The sequence below is a fragment of the Runella rosea genome (assembly GCF_003325355.1).
In the GTDB taxonomy this organism is placed as follows: domain Bacteria; phylum Bacteroidota; class Bacteroidia; order Cytophagales; family Spirosomataceae; genus Runella; species Runella rosea.
In genome coordinates this window covers 3482575-3498078 of the sequence record NZ_CP030850.1, presented here as the reverse complement: position 1 = coordinate 3498078, position 15504 = coordinate 3482575, and the positions used below count along the sequence as shown (strand labels likewise).

General features: G+C 44.7%; 13 protein-coding genes. 5 read left to right on the top strand and 8 right to left on the bottom strand.

Annotation, left to right across the window (positions count from 1 at the left end):
* Window positions 1-2: 2 nt before the first annotated feature.
* The 5 genes from DR864_RS14605 to DR864_RS14585 all read right to left on the bottom strand — a co-directional run bounded on the left by DR864_RS14605 (window position 3) and on the right by DR864_RS14585 (window position 5848).
* The gene (locus DR864_RS14605) at window positions 3-974 is read right to left on the bottom strand and encodes an NADPH:quinone oxidoreductase family protein (RefSeq protein WP_114067675.1); all 972 of its coding nucleotides are present in this window, start codon (window positions 972-974) and stop codon (window positions 3-5) included.
* A gap of 33 nt (window positions 975-1007) precedes the next feature.
* Window positions 1008-1637, bottom strand: a complete 630-nt coding sequence (locus tag DR864_RS14600) for an immunoglobulin domain-containing protein (RefSeq protein ID WP_162793840.1) — start codon at window positions 1635-1637, stop codon at window positions 1008-1010.
* A 261-nt stretch (window positions 1638-1898) separates the two neighbouring features.
* On the bottom strand, window positions 1899-3773 hold the full coding sequence (locus tag DR864_RS14595) for a CocE/NonD family hydrolase (RefSeq protein WP_114067673.1): 1875 nt from the start codon (window positions 3771-3773) through the stop codon (window positions 1899-1901).
* Window positions 3773-5371, bottom strand: coding sequence for a hypothetical protein (locus tag DR864_RS14590; protein ID WP_114067672.1), 1599 nt, complete (start codon window positions 5369-5371; stop codon window positions 3773-3775). Before DR864_RS14590 ends, DR864_RS14595 begins: the two co-directional genes overlap by 1 nt.
* Window positions 5372-5404: 33 nt before the next feature.
* The gene (locus DR864_RS14585) at window positions 5405-5848 is read right to left on the bottom strand and encodes a DUF8785 domain-containing protein (protein ID WP_114067671.1); all 444 of its coding nucleotides are present in this window, start codon (window positions 5846-5848) and stop codon (window positions 5405-5407) included.
* Between the two features lie 237 nt (window positions 5849-6085).
* On the opposite strand from DR864_RS14585, the gene glmM reads away from it, so the two are divergent.
* The 5 genes from glmM to DR864_RS14560 all read left to right on the top strand — a co-directional run bounded on the left by glmM (window position 6086) and on the right by DR864_RS14560 (window position 11746).
* The gene (gene glmM, locus DR864_RS14580; RefSeq protein WP_114067670.1) at window positions 6086-7480 is read left to right on the top strand and encodes a phosphoglucosamine mutase; all 1395 of its coding nucleotides are present in this window, start codon (window positions 6086-6088) and stop codon (window positions 7478-7480) included.
* 21 nt (window positions 7481-7501) lie between these two features.
* The gene (locus tag DR864_RS14575) at window positions 7502-7999 is read left to right on the top strand and encodes a gamma carbonic anhydrase family protein (RefSeq protein ID WP_114067669.1); all 498 of its coding nucleotides are present in this window, start codon (window positions 7502-7504) and stop codon (window positions 7997-7999) included.
* Window positions 8000-8124: 125 nt separating this feature from the next.
* Entirely contained in the window at window positions 8125-9510 is a 1386-nt protein-coding gene (locus DR864_RS14570; RefSeq protein WP_114067668.1) for a vanadium-dependent haloperoxidase, read from the top strand.
* 237 nt (window positions 9511-9747) lie between these two features.
* A complete protein-coding gene (locus DR864_RS14565; RefSeq protein ID WP_114067667.1) occupies window positions 9748-10356 on the top strand; it encodes an OmpH/Skp family outer membrane protein in 609 nt (202 codons plus the stop codon).
* 181 nt (window positions 10357-10537) lie between these two features.
* Complete coding sequence (locus tag DR864_RS14560) at window positions 10538-11746, top strand: S8 family serine peptidase (protein ID WP_114067666.1); 1209 nt, start codon at window positions 10538-10540, stop codon at window positions 11744-11746.
* Here DR864_RS14560 and DR864_RS14555 read toward each other — a convergent pair.
* The 3 genes from DR864_RS14555 to DR864_RS14545 form a co-directional block, all read right to left on the bottom strand.
* Complete coding sequence (locus tag DR864_RS14555) at window positions 11727-12773, bottom strand: vWA domain-containing protein (RefSeq protein WP_114067665.1); 1047 nt, start codon at window positions 12771-12773, stop codon at window positions 11727-11729. The two genes, DR864_RS14560 and DR864_RS14555, sit on opposite strands and share 20 nt — an antisense overlap.
* A gap of 71 nt (window positions 12774-12844) precedes the next feature.
* Window positions 12845-13084 (bottom strand): DUF4834 domain-containing protein, encoded by a 240-nt coding sequence (locus tag DR864_RS14550; RefSeq protein WP_114067664.1) that lies wholly within the window; start codon window positions 13082-13084, stop codon window positions 12845-12847.
* Window positions 13085-13135: 51 nt separating this feature from the next.
* Complete coding sequence (locus DR864_RS14545; RefSeq protein ID WP_114067663.1) at window positions 13136-15475, bottom strand: efflux RND transporter permease subunit; 2340 nt, start codon at window positions 15473-15475, stop codon at window positions 13136-13138.
* Window positions 15476-15504: the final 29 nt, after the last annotated feature.

Below are 15504 nucleotides of genomic sequence, written 5' to 3'. Positions count from 1 at the left end.
TGTCAGGGTGTCACTACCAACTTTCCCATTACGCGCCGCTCAAGCATGTCATTGAGGGCCTGCGGCGCTTCAGCCAATGAATACGTTTTTTGAATATAGGGTTTTAGGGTTCCTTTTTGATAAAATTCAAACAACTCTGTGATGTTTTGGAAGTTGGCTTTGGGTTCTCTCTCCGCAAACGCCCCCCAAAATACGCCCACAATTGAGCTTCCTTTTAATAATGCTAAATTGAATGGAAGTGCAGGGATTTGCCCGGCCGCAAAACCCACGACCAGATAGCGACCTTTCCAGTGTAGGGCGCGCAAAGCGGGCTCGGCATAAGAGCCGCCTACGGGATCATAGACCACATCGACTCCGCCGCCCGTAAGTATTTTTAGGCTTTCGCGCAGGTCCTCTTTTGAATAATTAATGAGCCCGTCGGCTCCGTATTCTTTACATAATGCCAGTTTTTCGTCGCTTGAAGCCGCGGCAATTACTTTTGCGCCCATGATTTTTCCTAAATTGACCGCGGCTAAACCCACTCCTCCAGCCGCTCCGAGTACCAACAGGGTTTCTCCAGCCTTCAACTGCGCGCGGTCTTTGAGGGCGTGGTAGGAGGTGCCGTAAGTATACATGAGTGAGGCCGCAACGTTGTAATCCATCGCGGGTGGCATTTTAAAAGCACGGTTGGCTTCTACGACCAATTCTTCAGCAAAACCACCCCATCCTGGCATGGCAAACACGTTATCTCCGACCTTAAGGTGTTTTACCTCTTCCCCGACTTCTTTTACCACGCCAGCCGCTTCTCCACCCGGCGAAAAAGGAAAAGGCGGCTTGAACTGGTACTTTCCCTGAATAATAAGCGTATCTGGGAAGTTAACTCCGCAAGCTTTGACGGAGATTACGACTTGATTTTTTTGAGGTTGCAGCGCAGGCAATTCTTCTACGACGAGGGATTCGGGCGGGCCGTATTGTTTGCAAAGGAGGGCTTTCATTTGGCTTTAAGTTGTTGGATGTCAACAAAAGCCTTACTTCCTTACCTTTCTAATGCTTATGGTGGGGCACATTGCCTTTTTTATTTCTAAGCTGACGGACGTAAACGCAATACTGGTACAACCAGTGGAGGTAAATCGCGAACGTGCGTAGAAAGTGCCAGCTCTTGGAGGGGTAAATTGCAATGTTTCTGACTTTAACGGAAGGCCGCCAGTGGGCGTGTCGTACCAATCAACCGTAGCTCCGTCGGCGGTAAAAGCCGTGAAAGGGGTAATGGAAGTGCCAGCGCACAGACTTTGACTGTTTACAAGCGGAGGAAGGGGAAGGATGGGGTCGCAAACGGGTAAAGGAACGGTCTGGGTAGAAACCAAAGAATCAATAGAGGTAAAAGTAAGGGTCACTTTAAAGTCATTTTCGGGCAAAATCCCCATAATTGTATCATTCCGAATCGTCCCGTGGTTGGTTGAAACCTTACCCGGAGTAGCTTCAAATACAAGCAGATAGGCGGATTCACCTTTGCACAGGTTAGGGCAAATAATAGTTTTGACCGTAATGGCGTTGGATTGCGAAAATGCGCTGTTATATACAGCACAATAAGTGCATATATACAAAACCGCCATTCGAATTGCGAAGCCGCCATTCGAAAAAAAAGATAATAATTTCAATCTGAAGTAGGGTAATTAGTGAGTATTGACGGTGTACAAACGGCCTTGTAAGGTCGAAGGTGATTGCACTGCCTAAACAATATATAAAATTGGCGTAAATTATCCTTTTTTGCAAATAGATAAACAAAAAAGTGCTCACTGTCATCGACTTAGTGAACACTTTTTTGTAATGAAATGGTATATTTTTTGTCTTAATAATTAGAAAAACATTCCATATTCTCTCCCAATTATTACCTTAATTTTAGGTTAATGATGTTTGTCTTACTTTAAGATTTCTATTTCTACACCGCTTAAAGCACCCAGTTGGTGATACACACGATGGGTAGCTTTGATGAAATCTTGCTCGGTGGCGAGATAAATATTAGGGACATATTTTTGGGGATTACGGTCAAAAAGTGGGAATACCGTGCTTTGTACCTGAATCTGAATACGATGCCCTTTTTTGAACGTGTGCAGTACATCCTGCAAACGAAAATTCAGCGGGGTGATTTTATTTGGGATGAGCGGCGCTGGTTTTTCAAACGAATTACGAAAACGAGCCCGCATGATTTCGCTGCGAACCATCTGGTGATAGTTGCTCAGGGTAATGTTTTTGTTCGGCAAATAAGCATGATTGGGTTCGTCTCCTGGATAAACGTCAATCAGTTTTACAAAAAAGTCGGCGTCGCTGCCCGTCGTGCTGAAATTCAGTTTCGCCATAATTTCTCCGCCTAAGGTAATATCTTCCGTCAATGGCTCCGTCTGGAACACCAAAACGTCGGGGCGTCGGGCCGCAAAACGTTGGTCTTCCGACATATAGTTGAAAGGAGTAAAGCCCATGGTTTGCGTATTGTCTTCGATATCAGGCACGGGTTTGAGCGGGTCACTCACGTACTCGCTGAATGCTCGGGCGGTTTTGGGTGCATCAAAAGACAGCTTTCCGTTGGCATGAAAATACAACATTTTCTTTTCGGCATTGGCGGCGGGCCATTTATCAAATGTTTCCCAAGATTTCTTACCCGTGTTAAACAAATAAGCATCGGGCAGCCCCGTTTTGCCGTCGCCAGTTCCTTTTAGAAAGTGTTGAAAGAATTTAGCCTCAATTTCGCGTTGGTAAAAAGTTGCTACGCTGTCGCCGAAGTAAACATTACTGTGTAGCGTGTGCCCCGTTTCTTGCGACCAGCGGCCGTGGCCAAACGGACCCATCACAAGCGTGTTGTAGGTGCCAGGATTATTGAGTTCGAGGGTTTTGTACACTGTCAATGGCCCGTAAAGGTCTTCGGCATCAAACCAGCCTCCCACCGTCATCACCGCGTGTTTTACGTTTTTAAGGTGAGGAATAATGCTACGTTTTTTCCAAAATTCGTCGTAGTTGGGATGGTCTTTGTGCTCTTGCCAAAAGAAATTGTCTTTGTAGTACGCATCGAAATTTTTGAGTGGCCCTAAGTCAAGGTTAAATTGATAGCCATCTTTGGTTTTGGCATTGATTAGTCCGGGTAGCCACCAATTGTCGGTAGTGGGTTTGGGGTTTTGAATACCAAATACTGGAAATGTTAAAAAGTAGCCTTGGGTAAAGGCCCCGTTGTGGTGAAAATCATCGAAAAAGAAATCAGAAACGGGGGCTTGCGGCGACGATGCTTTCAGGGCAGGATGTTGGCTCAGTGCCCCCGCAACAGTATAAAACCCGGGATAACTGATGCCCCATTGTCCTACTCGTCCGTTGTGATTGGGGATATTTTTTAGGAGCCATTCGATGGTGTCATAGGTGTCAGAAGATTCGTCTACCTGCTCTTTGGTGGTTTTGTTGGCAATCTGAGGGGTCATATTTGTCCAAGTGCCTTCGCTCATATAACGCCCGCGAACATCCTGATAGACAAAAATGTACTTATCCTGCATCAAAAATTTGCTAGGCCCCAATTGCCCTGGATATTTACCGTCACCATACGGTGCCACGCTGTAGCAGGTCCGCTGCATTAAAAACGGGTAGGTTTTGGAGGCGGAGGCATCTTTGGGTGAGTAGACGATGGTGTGCAGCTTGGTGCCGTCGCGCATGGCGATGTCATACTCAACTTTGGCGTAATTTTCTTTTACCCATTCCGATTGGGCAAACAGTGGAGAAACGGTAAAAAAGGCAATCAGTAGCAGGAAAAACTTCATTATAAAAGTGATTGTTTGATGAATAAATAAGCGCCTTCTGAATTTGTTGGCAATTTAACAAAACCCTCTGATTTATATTGGTTTAAGAACGAGACAAAACCTGAATCCTTGCCAAAATAACTTTGCATATCTTGGGTCATCAAAATAAAATTAATGTTTTTATCCCGGACAAATTTGGCAAAATCACCATCCGTATATTCTTCTACGTGTATCCAGTCGGAATCTTTTTTCAAATAAACCCGGTACCAGTCTCTTTCCAACACCCGAAGGCGTGCTTTGGGGTTTAATTGAGTAATGAACCGAACATTGTCGGCGGTCGGAGTAGGGGCTTTGCGGTGATACTCGGGAAGGCGGATTGTTACAAAAATGGATAAAACCAACAGTGCTAGAAAAGCCGCTGAGAAAGTCTGCATGGCTTTGATTTCACGAAAAGATAAACGATTCAGTACAAAAGCAATTACCCACAGGACCAGCACTAAATGAAAAATCAGGTAATGAGTGCGCGGGTAAATAAGTACCGTAGCAATCAATGTAGGAATAAGCAACGTAATTAGGGCAACGAGCCCCCACCAATCAACTGGTTTTCTACGGAAATTTCGTGCGGTCGTTTTGTAGTCTATTAAAAACAAAAATACCAAGACAATACCAGCAACTACGGCCATCCGCCACGGAGAATACCACCCCCGAAACAAGATTTGGTAAAATATACTGACCACATTGGTCAGGTTGGCGGTAACTGTGTGGATGATATTCGTCGAAATATGCTTAATGGCCCATTTAGGTTGCATTTTAACGGCATCCGTTAGGGTATGAACATCTTCGCCCAATACCTTGTGGAAAAGTTGCAGTTGAGCCTCAATGGTACTTGGCTCAGGCTGATTCATCCATGCCGAATAATTGACGACGAAGTGCTGCTGAAACGCTACTGTACTACGGTTGTCGTCGCCCGTAAAAAGGGGATTCCCAAAGAGCAAATGAAGGCCAATGGCAAGGATAACGAATACCCCAGCCCAGCCCATGAGGGTGGGTTGAAGAATGCCTTTTTCTTTCCATACCCAAAAAACGGCGATAATGAGGGCCAATAAAAAGGATATGTAAAACTCAGGGCGGCAGTATGCGCACAATAACCCCGCCAAACTGATGACCAAAAAACGGCGAGAATTAGACCAAGTCCGCAGATGAATCAGGGCTAATACGCCCAGAATTAAGCAGAAGGGTGCAATGGAAATTTTGGGGTTGAGGGGTACATTTTGGTCAGAAAATAAAAATAATACTGCAATCCACGTAGAGGCAGCCAAAGACACACCCAACGAACGTACAAAAAGAAAAACGGTAATGCCCGCTAAAACGCTCAAAAGTGCCCAATTAAAATAGTATAAATCTAAGCTATTTGGAATAAAAAAATGCCAAAATGCATACCATGCCGCATAAAGCGGGCCCCATTGGGCGCCGCCCTTAAACGGAATGGAAAAAGAAAGACCAGAGCCGAGGTAGGTAGTTTCATCGCCAAACTCGACATCTTTCCAAAATGGCAAATAGTGAACCAACACCAAACTAGCCGTCAATAATAGGAATATACTGAACCAATGAAGACGCATGTTTAAAAGGGCACTGCCAAAGGGGCAGTGCGATTAAAGTGCTTTGCTTGTATCTGCGGGAGTCGTTTGAGGAGCAGGGACTGGCAGAACAGGACGTTGATAATTTTGAAGCGGGATCAATTCAACCGAAACCACAAAGTATTTGGTGTCACCGTTCCAAGGGAGTTGAAAAAATTTCTCTTCGTAATGAAGCGATACCCGCTGCCCCGTTCTTTGGGAAAGATCAAGCGCTTCGATGGCCTGTTTGTTACTGTCATGCACCGAAAAATCCCAGGTAGTAGAATTGAAGGTTCCAGTACCGTCCGACATTCCCCCTACCATCAGTTGCCCTTCGTGGGTTTTGAATACATACCCGCGACGGCTGAGCTTGACCAGCGAGCCTACCCTTGTTCCTTCGCTGAAAGAACCAAAGGAGATATAATATAGAATGCCGCCTACAATGAGGAGGAAGATGATGAGGAATAACCACTTACGCATAATTGTGTTATAAGTTAGATGTTAATAAAGTACTAACTAATAGATTTTCGGGGAGAAAAAAAATGGTGAATAGCATTCTAATAGAATAATATACTGATTTGAACGGGCACAATATATCAATCTCATCGGTAGCCATACATCGTAAAAGTAGGGCAATTTTACAACATTAAGTCGATTGTGCCTAAATTTTGCTACTTTTGAAACGGTTTTCATATTGTTAAAAAGCTAAAAAAACAAGTGGCATTAATAAAATCTATATCCGGTATTCGTGGCACGATTGGGGGGAAAACGGGAGATTCCCTTACGCCAATTGATGTTGTTAAATTTTCAGCAGCTTTTGGAACATGGCTCAAACGCAAAAATCCCGCTAATATAAAAATTGTCATTGGTCGTGATGCGAGGCTTTCGGGTGAGATGGTGGCCAAACTAGTGGCTTCTACATTGCAAGGAATAGGCTTTGAAGTAATTGATTTGGGGCTTTCAACCACTCCAACGGTTGAAATTGCCGTAACCCTTGAACACGCCACTGGTGGAATCATCCTCACGGCGAGTCATAACCCTATTCAGTGGAATGCTCTGAAACTATTGAATGACAAAGGTGAATTTATTTCAGGACAAGACGGCGCGGAAGTGCTTGCATTGGCCGAAAGCGAAGATTTTGATTTTGTGGAAGTTCGGAAATTGGGTTCTTATCGGGTAGATAACTCCTACTTTCAGAAACATATTGAGATGATTTTGGCGTTGCCGTTGGTGGATAAAGCGGCCATCGTTGCCAAAAACTTTAAAATTGCCGTTGATGCCGTCAACTCAACGGGTGGGATTGCCGTTCCGATGCTTTTGGAAGCGTTGGGCATTGAAAAAGGGAATATTAAACTTATCAACTGTGAGCCCACAGGCGACTTTGCCCATAATCCAGAACCGCTTCCTGAAAATTTAATTGAAATCAGTCGTGAAATGACCCGGGGAGATTTTGATTTGGGCGTGGTGGTAGACCCCGATGTAGACCGTCTGGCGCTTATTTGTGAAGATGGTCAACCGTTTGGCGAAGAATATACGTTGGTGTCCGTTGCCGATTATGTGTTGAAAAATAAAGTGGGAAATACGGTTTCCAATCTTTCTTCTACTGGTGCACTGCGTGACATAACACTGAAAGCAGGAGGGGCGTATTTTGCCTCGGCGGTGGGAGAGGTAAACGTGGTCGAAATGATGAAAGCCAACGACGCAGTTATTGGCGGCGAAGGCAACGGAGGCGTTATTTATCCTGATTTGCACTACGGTCGTGACTCACTCGTGGGCATTGCTTTGTTTTTGAGCCATCTGGCCAAATTCGGCAAGTCAGCGTCTATTTTACGCCGTACCTATCCTAGTTACCACATTTCCAAAAATAAAATTGAATTGACCGCTGACATTGATGTAGACGGTGTACTGGAAAAAATCAGCAAAAAATATGCCAAAAATCCCGTCAATACCATTGATGGGGTGAAGATTGAATTCAATAAAGAATGGGTTCACTTGCGTAAATCGAATACAGAGCCTATCATTCGGATTTATTCAGAATCAGAAACTGCTTCTACGGCGGATCATCTAGCCCAAAAAATCATCGATGACATCAAAGAAGCGATTCAAAGTTAATCAGTAAACGTTCATCGTTTTATGGACAGCCACAAAGCCGTTTTTATTGCTTCCTCTGCTTCGGTCATGGGGCAGGTGTCGCTTGGCGAGCAGGCTTCCGTGTGGTACGGAGCAGTGATTCGGGCCGATGTTGAAAAAATCATCGTCGGCCAGCGCACCAATATTCAGGATACCGCGGTACTGCATGCTGATGAGGGGGCGCCCACCATCATCGGTGATGATGTTACGGTCGGGCATGGCGCCATTGTACACGGTGCTACGGTCGGCGACGGCTCGCTCATTGGCATGAGGGCAACGATTCTTAACAAAGCCAAAATTGGGAAATTCTGCATTATTGGCGCTCATGCATTGGTTACGGAAGGGATGGAAGTGCCCGATTTTTCGATGGTCCTCGGAACTCCCGGTAAAGTGGTTAAACAGCTTCCCGAGTCGATGGCGGCTCGTTTGTTGGAAAGTGCAGCTCATTACGTAGCGATGGGGCAACGTCATGCTTCGGGAGAGTTTCCTATGATTCGCTAAAACTTCCCTTTTTATTAAAAATTCTTCCAGATGGGGTAGTCAAATGCCGTCTTAAAATTGGCACTATTTTTGAAGTATTTTCTACTGTCTCTTTTTTCTAGGGAAGCTAATTTAGATCAGTTAGTATGAAAAAAACTTTATTCAAACTGTTGTATCGGGGAGGTTATCATGCCGTTGTTGTGGTATTGCTGGCTTTTACAATATACAGTTGTAGAACACCGAATGACCCTACAAATCCTGCCGATAATTCAAAAGAAACGCAGACCTATAGCGCGGATGTAGCCCTCAAATGGTCAGAAATGAGCCTGAAATTGATTCGGCAAAGCCCTGGTTTTACACCTCCCGTTGCTTCTCGGGCGTTGGGATATGCTGGCTTAGCGTTGTATGAATCGGTAGTACCTGGTATCAAGTCTAATCGTTCCCTTGCGGGACAGTTAAATGGTTTAAAATCACTTCCGCTACCAGAGACGGGAAAAGAATATCACTGGGCGGCAAGTGCCAATGCAGCGCAGCTTTTTATGGCCAGAAACCTTTGGCCTAATGCTCCAGAAGTGGCAAAAAAGATGGCAGATTCCTTGGCAGCAACTTTAAGAACAGGTTTTTTGGCAGAAAGTAACCAAGAAGTCATTGAGCGCTCCGAGGCTTTTGGTAATGAAGTGGCCAAAGCGATTTTTGAATGGTCTAAAACAGACGGCGGTCATGAAGGGTTTACTCGAAACTTTCCCGCCGATTATAAAGCTCTGACTGCTCCTGGCTCTTGGCAGCCTACTGAAAACGGCAGAACGATTCCGATGCAACCCTATTGGGGCAAAAATCGCACCTTTTTGGCGGTAAATTCTTCGATGCCTATGCCGCTGCCTTTGACGGTATCAACTCAGGTTAATTCCCCCTATTTTCAACAATACTACGACGTTTACAAGAAGAACATTGCCTTAACACAGCTTGAAAAAGAAATAGCAGTGTGGTGGGCCGATGATCCGAGTGAGACCTTTACACCTCCTGGTCATTCCTACAACATTGCCCGGATAGCTATAAAAAACAGTAATGCCAAACTAGATAAAGCCGCTGAGGCTTTGGCACGAACGGGAATAGCCGTTGCTGATGCCTTTACGCTGTGCTGGAAATGTAAATTTTATTTTAACAATGAGCGCCCTTATACTTTTGTACGGCGAGCAATTGATCCCAAATGGATTCCTTTTTGGCCCGCGCCTCCTTTCCCTGGGTATTCTTCGGGGCATTCCACGCAGTCTTCGGCTTCGGCCGTAGCGCTGGAGGCGGTCTTTGGTGCAGATTTCGCCTTTGTTGACGATTCCCATGTCAATCGGGTGCGTGATGTTAAGCGCAACGTAGATTTTAAGTCTCGCTCGTTTCAATCACTTTGGGCAGCGGCCGAAGAATCGGCTTATTCGAGATTTTTGGGCGGAATCCATACTTTTCAGGACAATGATACGGGCCTAAAAGAAGGGCGGAAGATTGGTCAAAATATCAATGCTCTTCGGTGGAAACAGTAAAAAAACGCAGCTGATATGTATTGAAAGGAAGTCGCTTACTTGTTTGGTTAACCAGACAAGTAAACGACTTTTTTTTTAAAGGTACAGTATTATTTCTAACTTTGCTTGCACAATCGTTAACGTCAATCGTTATCCGATAATCTATCAGTATGAATTTGGTTATCAATTCTTTACGTATAATAATTGGCTCTTTACCATTAATAATTAACTTTTATCAAAATTTAAAACCTTTTTATTGTGAAAAACGGACTACTTATTTGGAATGCGGTTTTGACTGTGGCGGTGGCTTTTTTAGGATATCAGCACTTCTCACACCATTCATCTGACAGTGCAGGCGGAAGCATTTCGGAAGCATCGAAAGGCAAAAAAATTGTATACGTACAGGCCGATAGCCTCCTCAAAAACTATGAATATTACAAAGACTTTCAAAAAGAGTTTGAAAGCAAAGGTTTTCAGTTAGAAAACGATTTAGCTAACAAAGGGCGTTCGTTCCAAAACAAAGTAGCCTTCTTCCAGCAGCGTGCTCAGCAAGGAGCGTTGTCACAAGATCAGGCGCAGGCGGCCCAGTCTCAATTGGCCAAAGAAGAACAGGATATTACCAAATATCGTGACGAACAATTGCGTAAACTCGATGAAGAGCGTATCAAAAAAACCGAAGAATTTTACGGTAATATCTTCGAATACATTAAGAATTATAACAAAGAAAACGGCTACGAATTTGTGCTTGGCTACAGCAAAGGTGGTGGAATCCTTTTTGCCGACGCCAACCTGGATGTGACCAAAAAGATGGTTGAAGGCCTTAACAAAGAATACAAAGAGAAAGAAGCCGCAAAAGCTAAAAAATAAGCTCGTCGGTTTTGAAATTCAGATTGTCAGTGTGCAGTTGCAAAGTAGCGGCTGTATGCTGACAATTTTATTTTTATCAAAACAATTTTGCCCTGCTTAGCCGCGTTAGAAGTATCGAATTTAACGCTCATCTCCTCCATGACCTACCTTCTACCTTTTTCTCAAAATCAACTGACTGCAAATGAAAAAGGTATCTTTTATCTTAGGATTGGTATGGATAGCCGCTTGCGAAAGCGAAAACTCACTTGAACCAGCTACCGATTGTTTGGTGGCGGCCTCGGCTCATAGTGGTGAAGTAATTGAAGGAGAGTATATTGTGACTTTGAAAGAAAATGCGGAAACATCGGCGCTAACTCAGACCGCTACGAATGCGCGTATTGCGGCATTTTCGGAGCAACTTCTGAGCAAACACCATTTATCTTCGGGAGCCATTCGAACAGCTTTTGCGGGGAAAACGCGTGGCTTTGTAGCAAAGCTTTCTAAAGGAGAGGTAAAAACGCTCCAAACAGACCCATCCGTTGAAGTGATTGAACCCGACCGAGTGGTGAGTGTGTGTGGTTGTGTAGACGTAGTCGCACCCGCTTCGGTGACGTGGAGTACTCGGAAAACTGGGTACGGGAATGGCCAAAATTTTGCAGAAAAAACCGTATGGATTATAGATACCGGCGTTGACCTCGACCACCCTGATTTGAACGTCGATACCCAACGCAGCCAATCGTTCATTACAGGACAAACCTCGGCCGATGATAATAATGGGCACGGAACCCACGTGGCGGGTATTATTGGGGCGCTCAATAACACCATCGGTATTGTGGGCGTAGCTTCTGGAGTCAAATTAGTGGCGTTGAAAGCCCTAGATCAACTGGGCGAAGGACGCCTTTCGAGTGTGGTGGCGGCGGTAGCTCACGTGAGTCAAAACGGCAAAGCAGGCGACGTGGTGAATATGAGTTTAGGATTGGATGGAATTTCAAGCACATTGGACCGCCAAGTGCAGGCGGCGGCTGAAAAAGGAATTTTATTTGCGATTGCAGCGGGCAACGACAAAAAATTGGCCAATGGCTTTTCGCCAGGTAGACTCAACCATGCCAATGTGTTTACGGTATCGGCAGTCGACAGTACGGGCCGTTTTGCCAGCTTTTCCAATTACGGAAATGACGTGGTTGATGTAGCTGCGTATGGCGTCAGAATCCTTTCTACCTATGCCAACGGGCGTTACGCGATTTTGTCGGGGACTTCTATGGCGGCCCCGCACGTGGCGGGACTTTTACTGATTCGTGGTAATGCGGTTCCTACTTTTGGTTCGGCTATCAATGATCCCGATGGCGCGGGAGATCCCATTGCCCGCGTGAGTAGTCAATATACTACGGTGGCTAGTCTTCTAACACATTAGCAATAAAGATAACTTTCAAAAACATCATTAACAGAAAGAAAGCCAAGGCCCAGTCGAGATACACCCGATAGAAGTCTTTAACTTCTTGATAACGACGGTTTTTGACTTTGACACGTTCCAAATTATCTATTTGTGAGAATATGTTTTTAAGCGTGGTATTGTCGGTAGCGCGATAGAATTGGCCATTGGTGGCTTTCGCTATTTGCTGCAATGTGCCTTCGTCGGGGGCGGTTTGGGGGGAAGTAAGGGCGACAGAGTCTGAATTGTGCTGCGAATTGTTGACAAGTGACTTGGGCACAGTACGGCCGATGGCAATGGTATAGACACGTACGCCGTAGGCTTTGGCCAGTTTGGCGGCGGTGATGGGGTCCAAATTGCCAGCGGTACTTTCACCGTCACTTAATAAAACGACCACTTTTGATTTAGAGGTACTTTCACGCAATCGGTTGATACATACCGCTAAGGCGCTGCCAACGGCAGTTCCTGCAATGGTAATTTGCTCATGACTGACGTCGTCCAAAAAACTGTATAGTAATTCGTAATCGTTGGTCAAAGGACAAAGGGTGAATGCCTCCCCCGCAAATAAAACAATGCCGATACGGTCTTGTAAGCGCCCACCAATAAACGATTTGGCCACCGATTTGGCAGAGGCTAATCGGCTGGGAGGTAGGTCTTTATCGCGCATGGACTCAGAAATATCCAAGGCCAACATGATATCAATAACCTCCGCGTCACGCTCTGTGAGTATATTGATGGACTGCGGGCGGGCTAGCGCCAATAGAAGACAGCTTAGCCCCAAAAAGCCAGAAATAGGAAAAAGCAACCGCAGCCATACCGAGAAACTTTTGGGGGTATCGGTATTCACAAACGTAATTCCTAATCGTTGAAAAGCGCCCGCATGAAACGCCTGTCGGAGCCAAAACGCAATGGGAATCAGCAATATTCCGTACAAAAAGTAAGGATGTGCCCAGCTGAAAGCACGTAATTTAGCGAGTGAAAACCATTCGGCAGAAAACCAATCCCACATGTTTATTACTGGTCAAAAGTCGATGGTTTACAGAGAGAAGAAAGGCTTTTCTGTAGAACAACGACCAACACTTAATCTTTTACTTCTTCGTAATCAACGTATTCGCCACCCCGAAACCGCGATTGGTCGGAGCTAGTGGGTTTGGGTTCTACCCTGATTTCGCCTTCGCGACGTTGGGAGGGTTGATTTGCTTTTTTCTGCTCTTTTACCAATTGACGTCCCACTAGCAACCAAAACATAAAGCGCCGGAACGGAGGAACGAAGGCCACAAAGAAGATGAAAATGAGGAGTATGTTAAAAAGTATTTTCATTGTTTTAGGGAGATTACCTGTTAAAGCTAACGGTTGGTGTTTTTTTACTATTTAGCCATTAACTAACTTTTTATTGAACCAAAGTAAAAACGTTGGCAGGAGGATTAAATTGGACAACATTCCCATTAACAACGTAATGGCGACCAAAATTCCCATCGCAACGGTCCCTTTGAAGTTTGAAGTCGTAAAAATAGCAAATCCTGCAAACAGTATGAGGGCGTTGTAAAACATACTTATTCCTACAACCTGAATTGTATGGGAAATTGCTTCGCTTACACTGCTTTTGTTGGTGCGAAATTCATCTTTGTACTTGGTCAAAAAATGGATGACGCTCATGGAAGAAAGTCCGAATGCAATGCTGAAAACAAGCGTGGTGATAGCGTTTAGAGGTATTTTCCAAAAAACCATGATTCCTGCTGCCAAAATCAAAGGGACGCAGCTCGGAACTAGGGCGATCAAAATCAGGCGCCAATTACCGAAAAGTACGACCATTAAAATTGAAATTAACCCAATGACTAACAGGGTACTTTCAATCGAATTTTGTAACAAATAATCATTGCCTTTGCTAGATACCACAGCACTTCCCGTGATTTTGGCTTCGTATCGTTCCTCTTTCTCAACTTGTTTGCCCGTGCTGGAATCTATATTGAACAAACTATCAATTTTGGGGTGTAGAAGTGCGTACAACGCGGCAATCCGATCAGTGCCAACGTCGGCGATTTGAAAACTCACCCGGGTATATCGCCGCGTGCTGTCCATAAAACTATTCAGACGGTTATCATTGCCTTTGAAATTGCCAATATATTCGGCCAATTTGCTGAGTTCGAGCGCATCGGGCAATACAAAATACTTGGGGTCGCCGTCGCGGTAACCTTGGTAAATGAATTTGGTGGCTTCGACTACCGAAAGCGGTTTGGTAAACTCAGGATATTGAGCAAACTCTTTCTGCAAAAGATTAATTTTTGTCAACGTTTGAGGAGCCAAAACGCGTCCAGGGCGGCCAGTGTCAATGTTTATTTCAAACGGCATTACTCCTTTAAAATGTTTTTTGAAAAAATCTAAATCGCTCACAAGCGGGCTATTTTGAGGGAGATTGTCCGCCATAAAGCTAGTATTTTTGATTTGGATGAGACCCACTAATGCCACGATAAGTAACGCCGCCACTGAACCATAAATAACGGGGGAGCGATGGTGTACCCATTCATCAATTTTTTTCAGAAATAGGTTGACATACTTGTTTTCTAAGCGCCCAAGGTGTTTTTCGTTGGAGTCGGATAAATAACTGTAAAAAATAGGGATAGTCGTCATACACATAACGTAGGTGCATAGCAGACTCAAAGCCGCAAGCTGGCCAAATTCCGCCAAGAACTTACTGCCCGCTAGAGAAAAGACACCGAACCCAATGGCGGCCAGAAGGTTGGTCCAAAAAGTGGTTTCGCCGATTTTCTCGGCCGTAGTTTGCAGGGCTTGGCGTTGATTGCCCAGTCGGGAGAATTCTTCGTGGTATTTTTTTGTCACAAAGAAGGCATTAGAGACGCCAATCATCACCATCAGAGAGGGTATTATACTTGTAAGCTGGGTGATTTTGTACCCTAAAAGGCTCATAAACCCTACACTCCACACGGCCCCGACCAAGACGACGCCCAACGAAATAAGCATCATCATCCACGAACGGAAGAAAAAAAGTAAAATAAGCCCCGTGACTATGATGGCTAAAATGCTAAAAAGTACGACTTCTTGACGCACCTTAGCGACGTATTCGGTAAGTATATAGGGCATGCCCGATAAATGTATTTTCAGGCCGTGGAGGTTTTCAAAAGCCAGTGTTTCTCGCTTGATTTGGTCGATAAATGTGTTTAGGTTTGGGTGATTGAGGGCGTCTTGCTCAAGTGTGATTGCCATCAAATGTGCTTTCCCATCTGCGCTGACGATAAATCCTTGGTAAAAAGGTAAACGGCCGATTTTGGCTTTAATCGAATCTACTTCGGTCTGGCTATTGGGTTTGTTAGGGATTATTTGCCTGAAATCGAATTGTTTAAGGCTGTCGTTGCGAACAATTTCCACTAGATTGGCACTGGAAATAGCGTCTTTTACGCCACTAATCTTTTTGATTTTCCGATTCAGTTCGTACCAATCCCTGAAAATGGGTAACGTAAACAGTTGGTCGGTAGCCACGCCGATGACCAACACATTACCATTTTCTCCGTAGCGTGCTTTAAACGATTGGTACAATTGAAAATCAGGGTTACTTTCGGGTAAAATTTGGGGTAATTCGTAAGAAAAGCGAACTTTGGTGGCTTGATACCCCATAAAGACCGTCAGGCCGATATAGGCTACCAAGAGACCCAGACGGTGTTTGAGAATAAAAGTGGATACTGTATGGCTGAACATTCGATGAGTATCAAGGTACGAAAGAATGC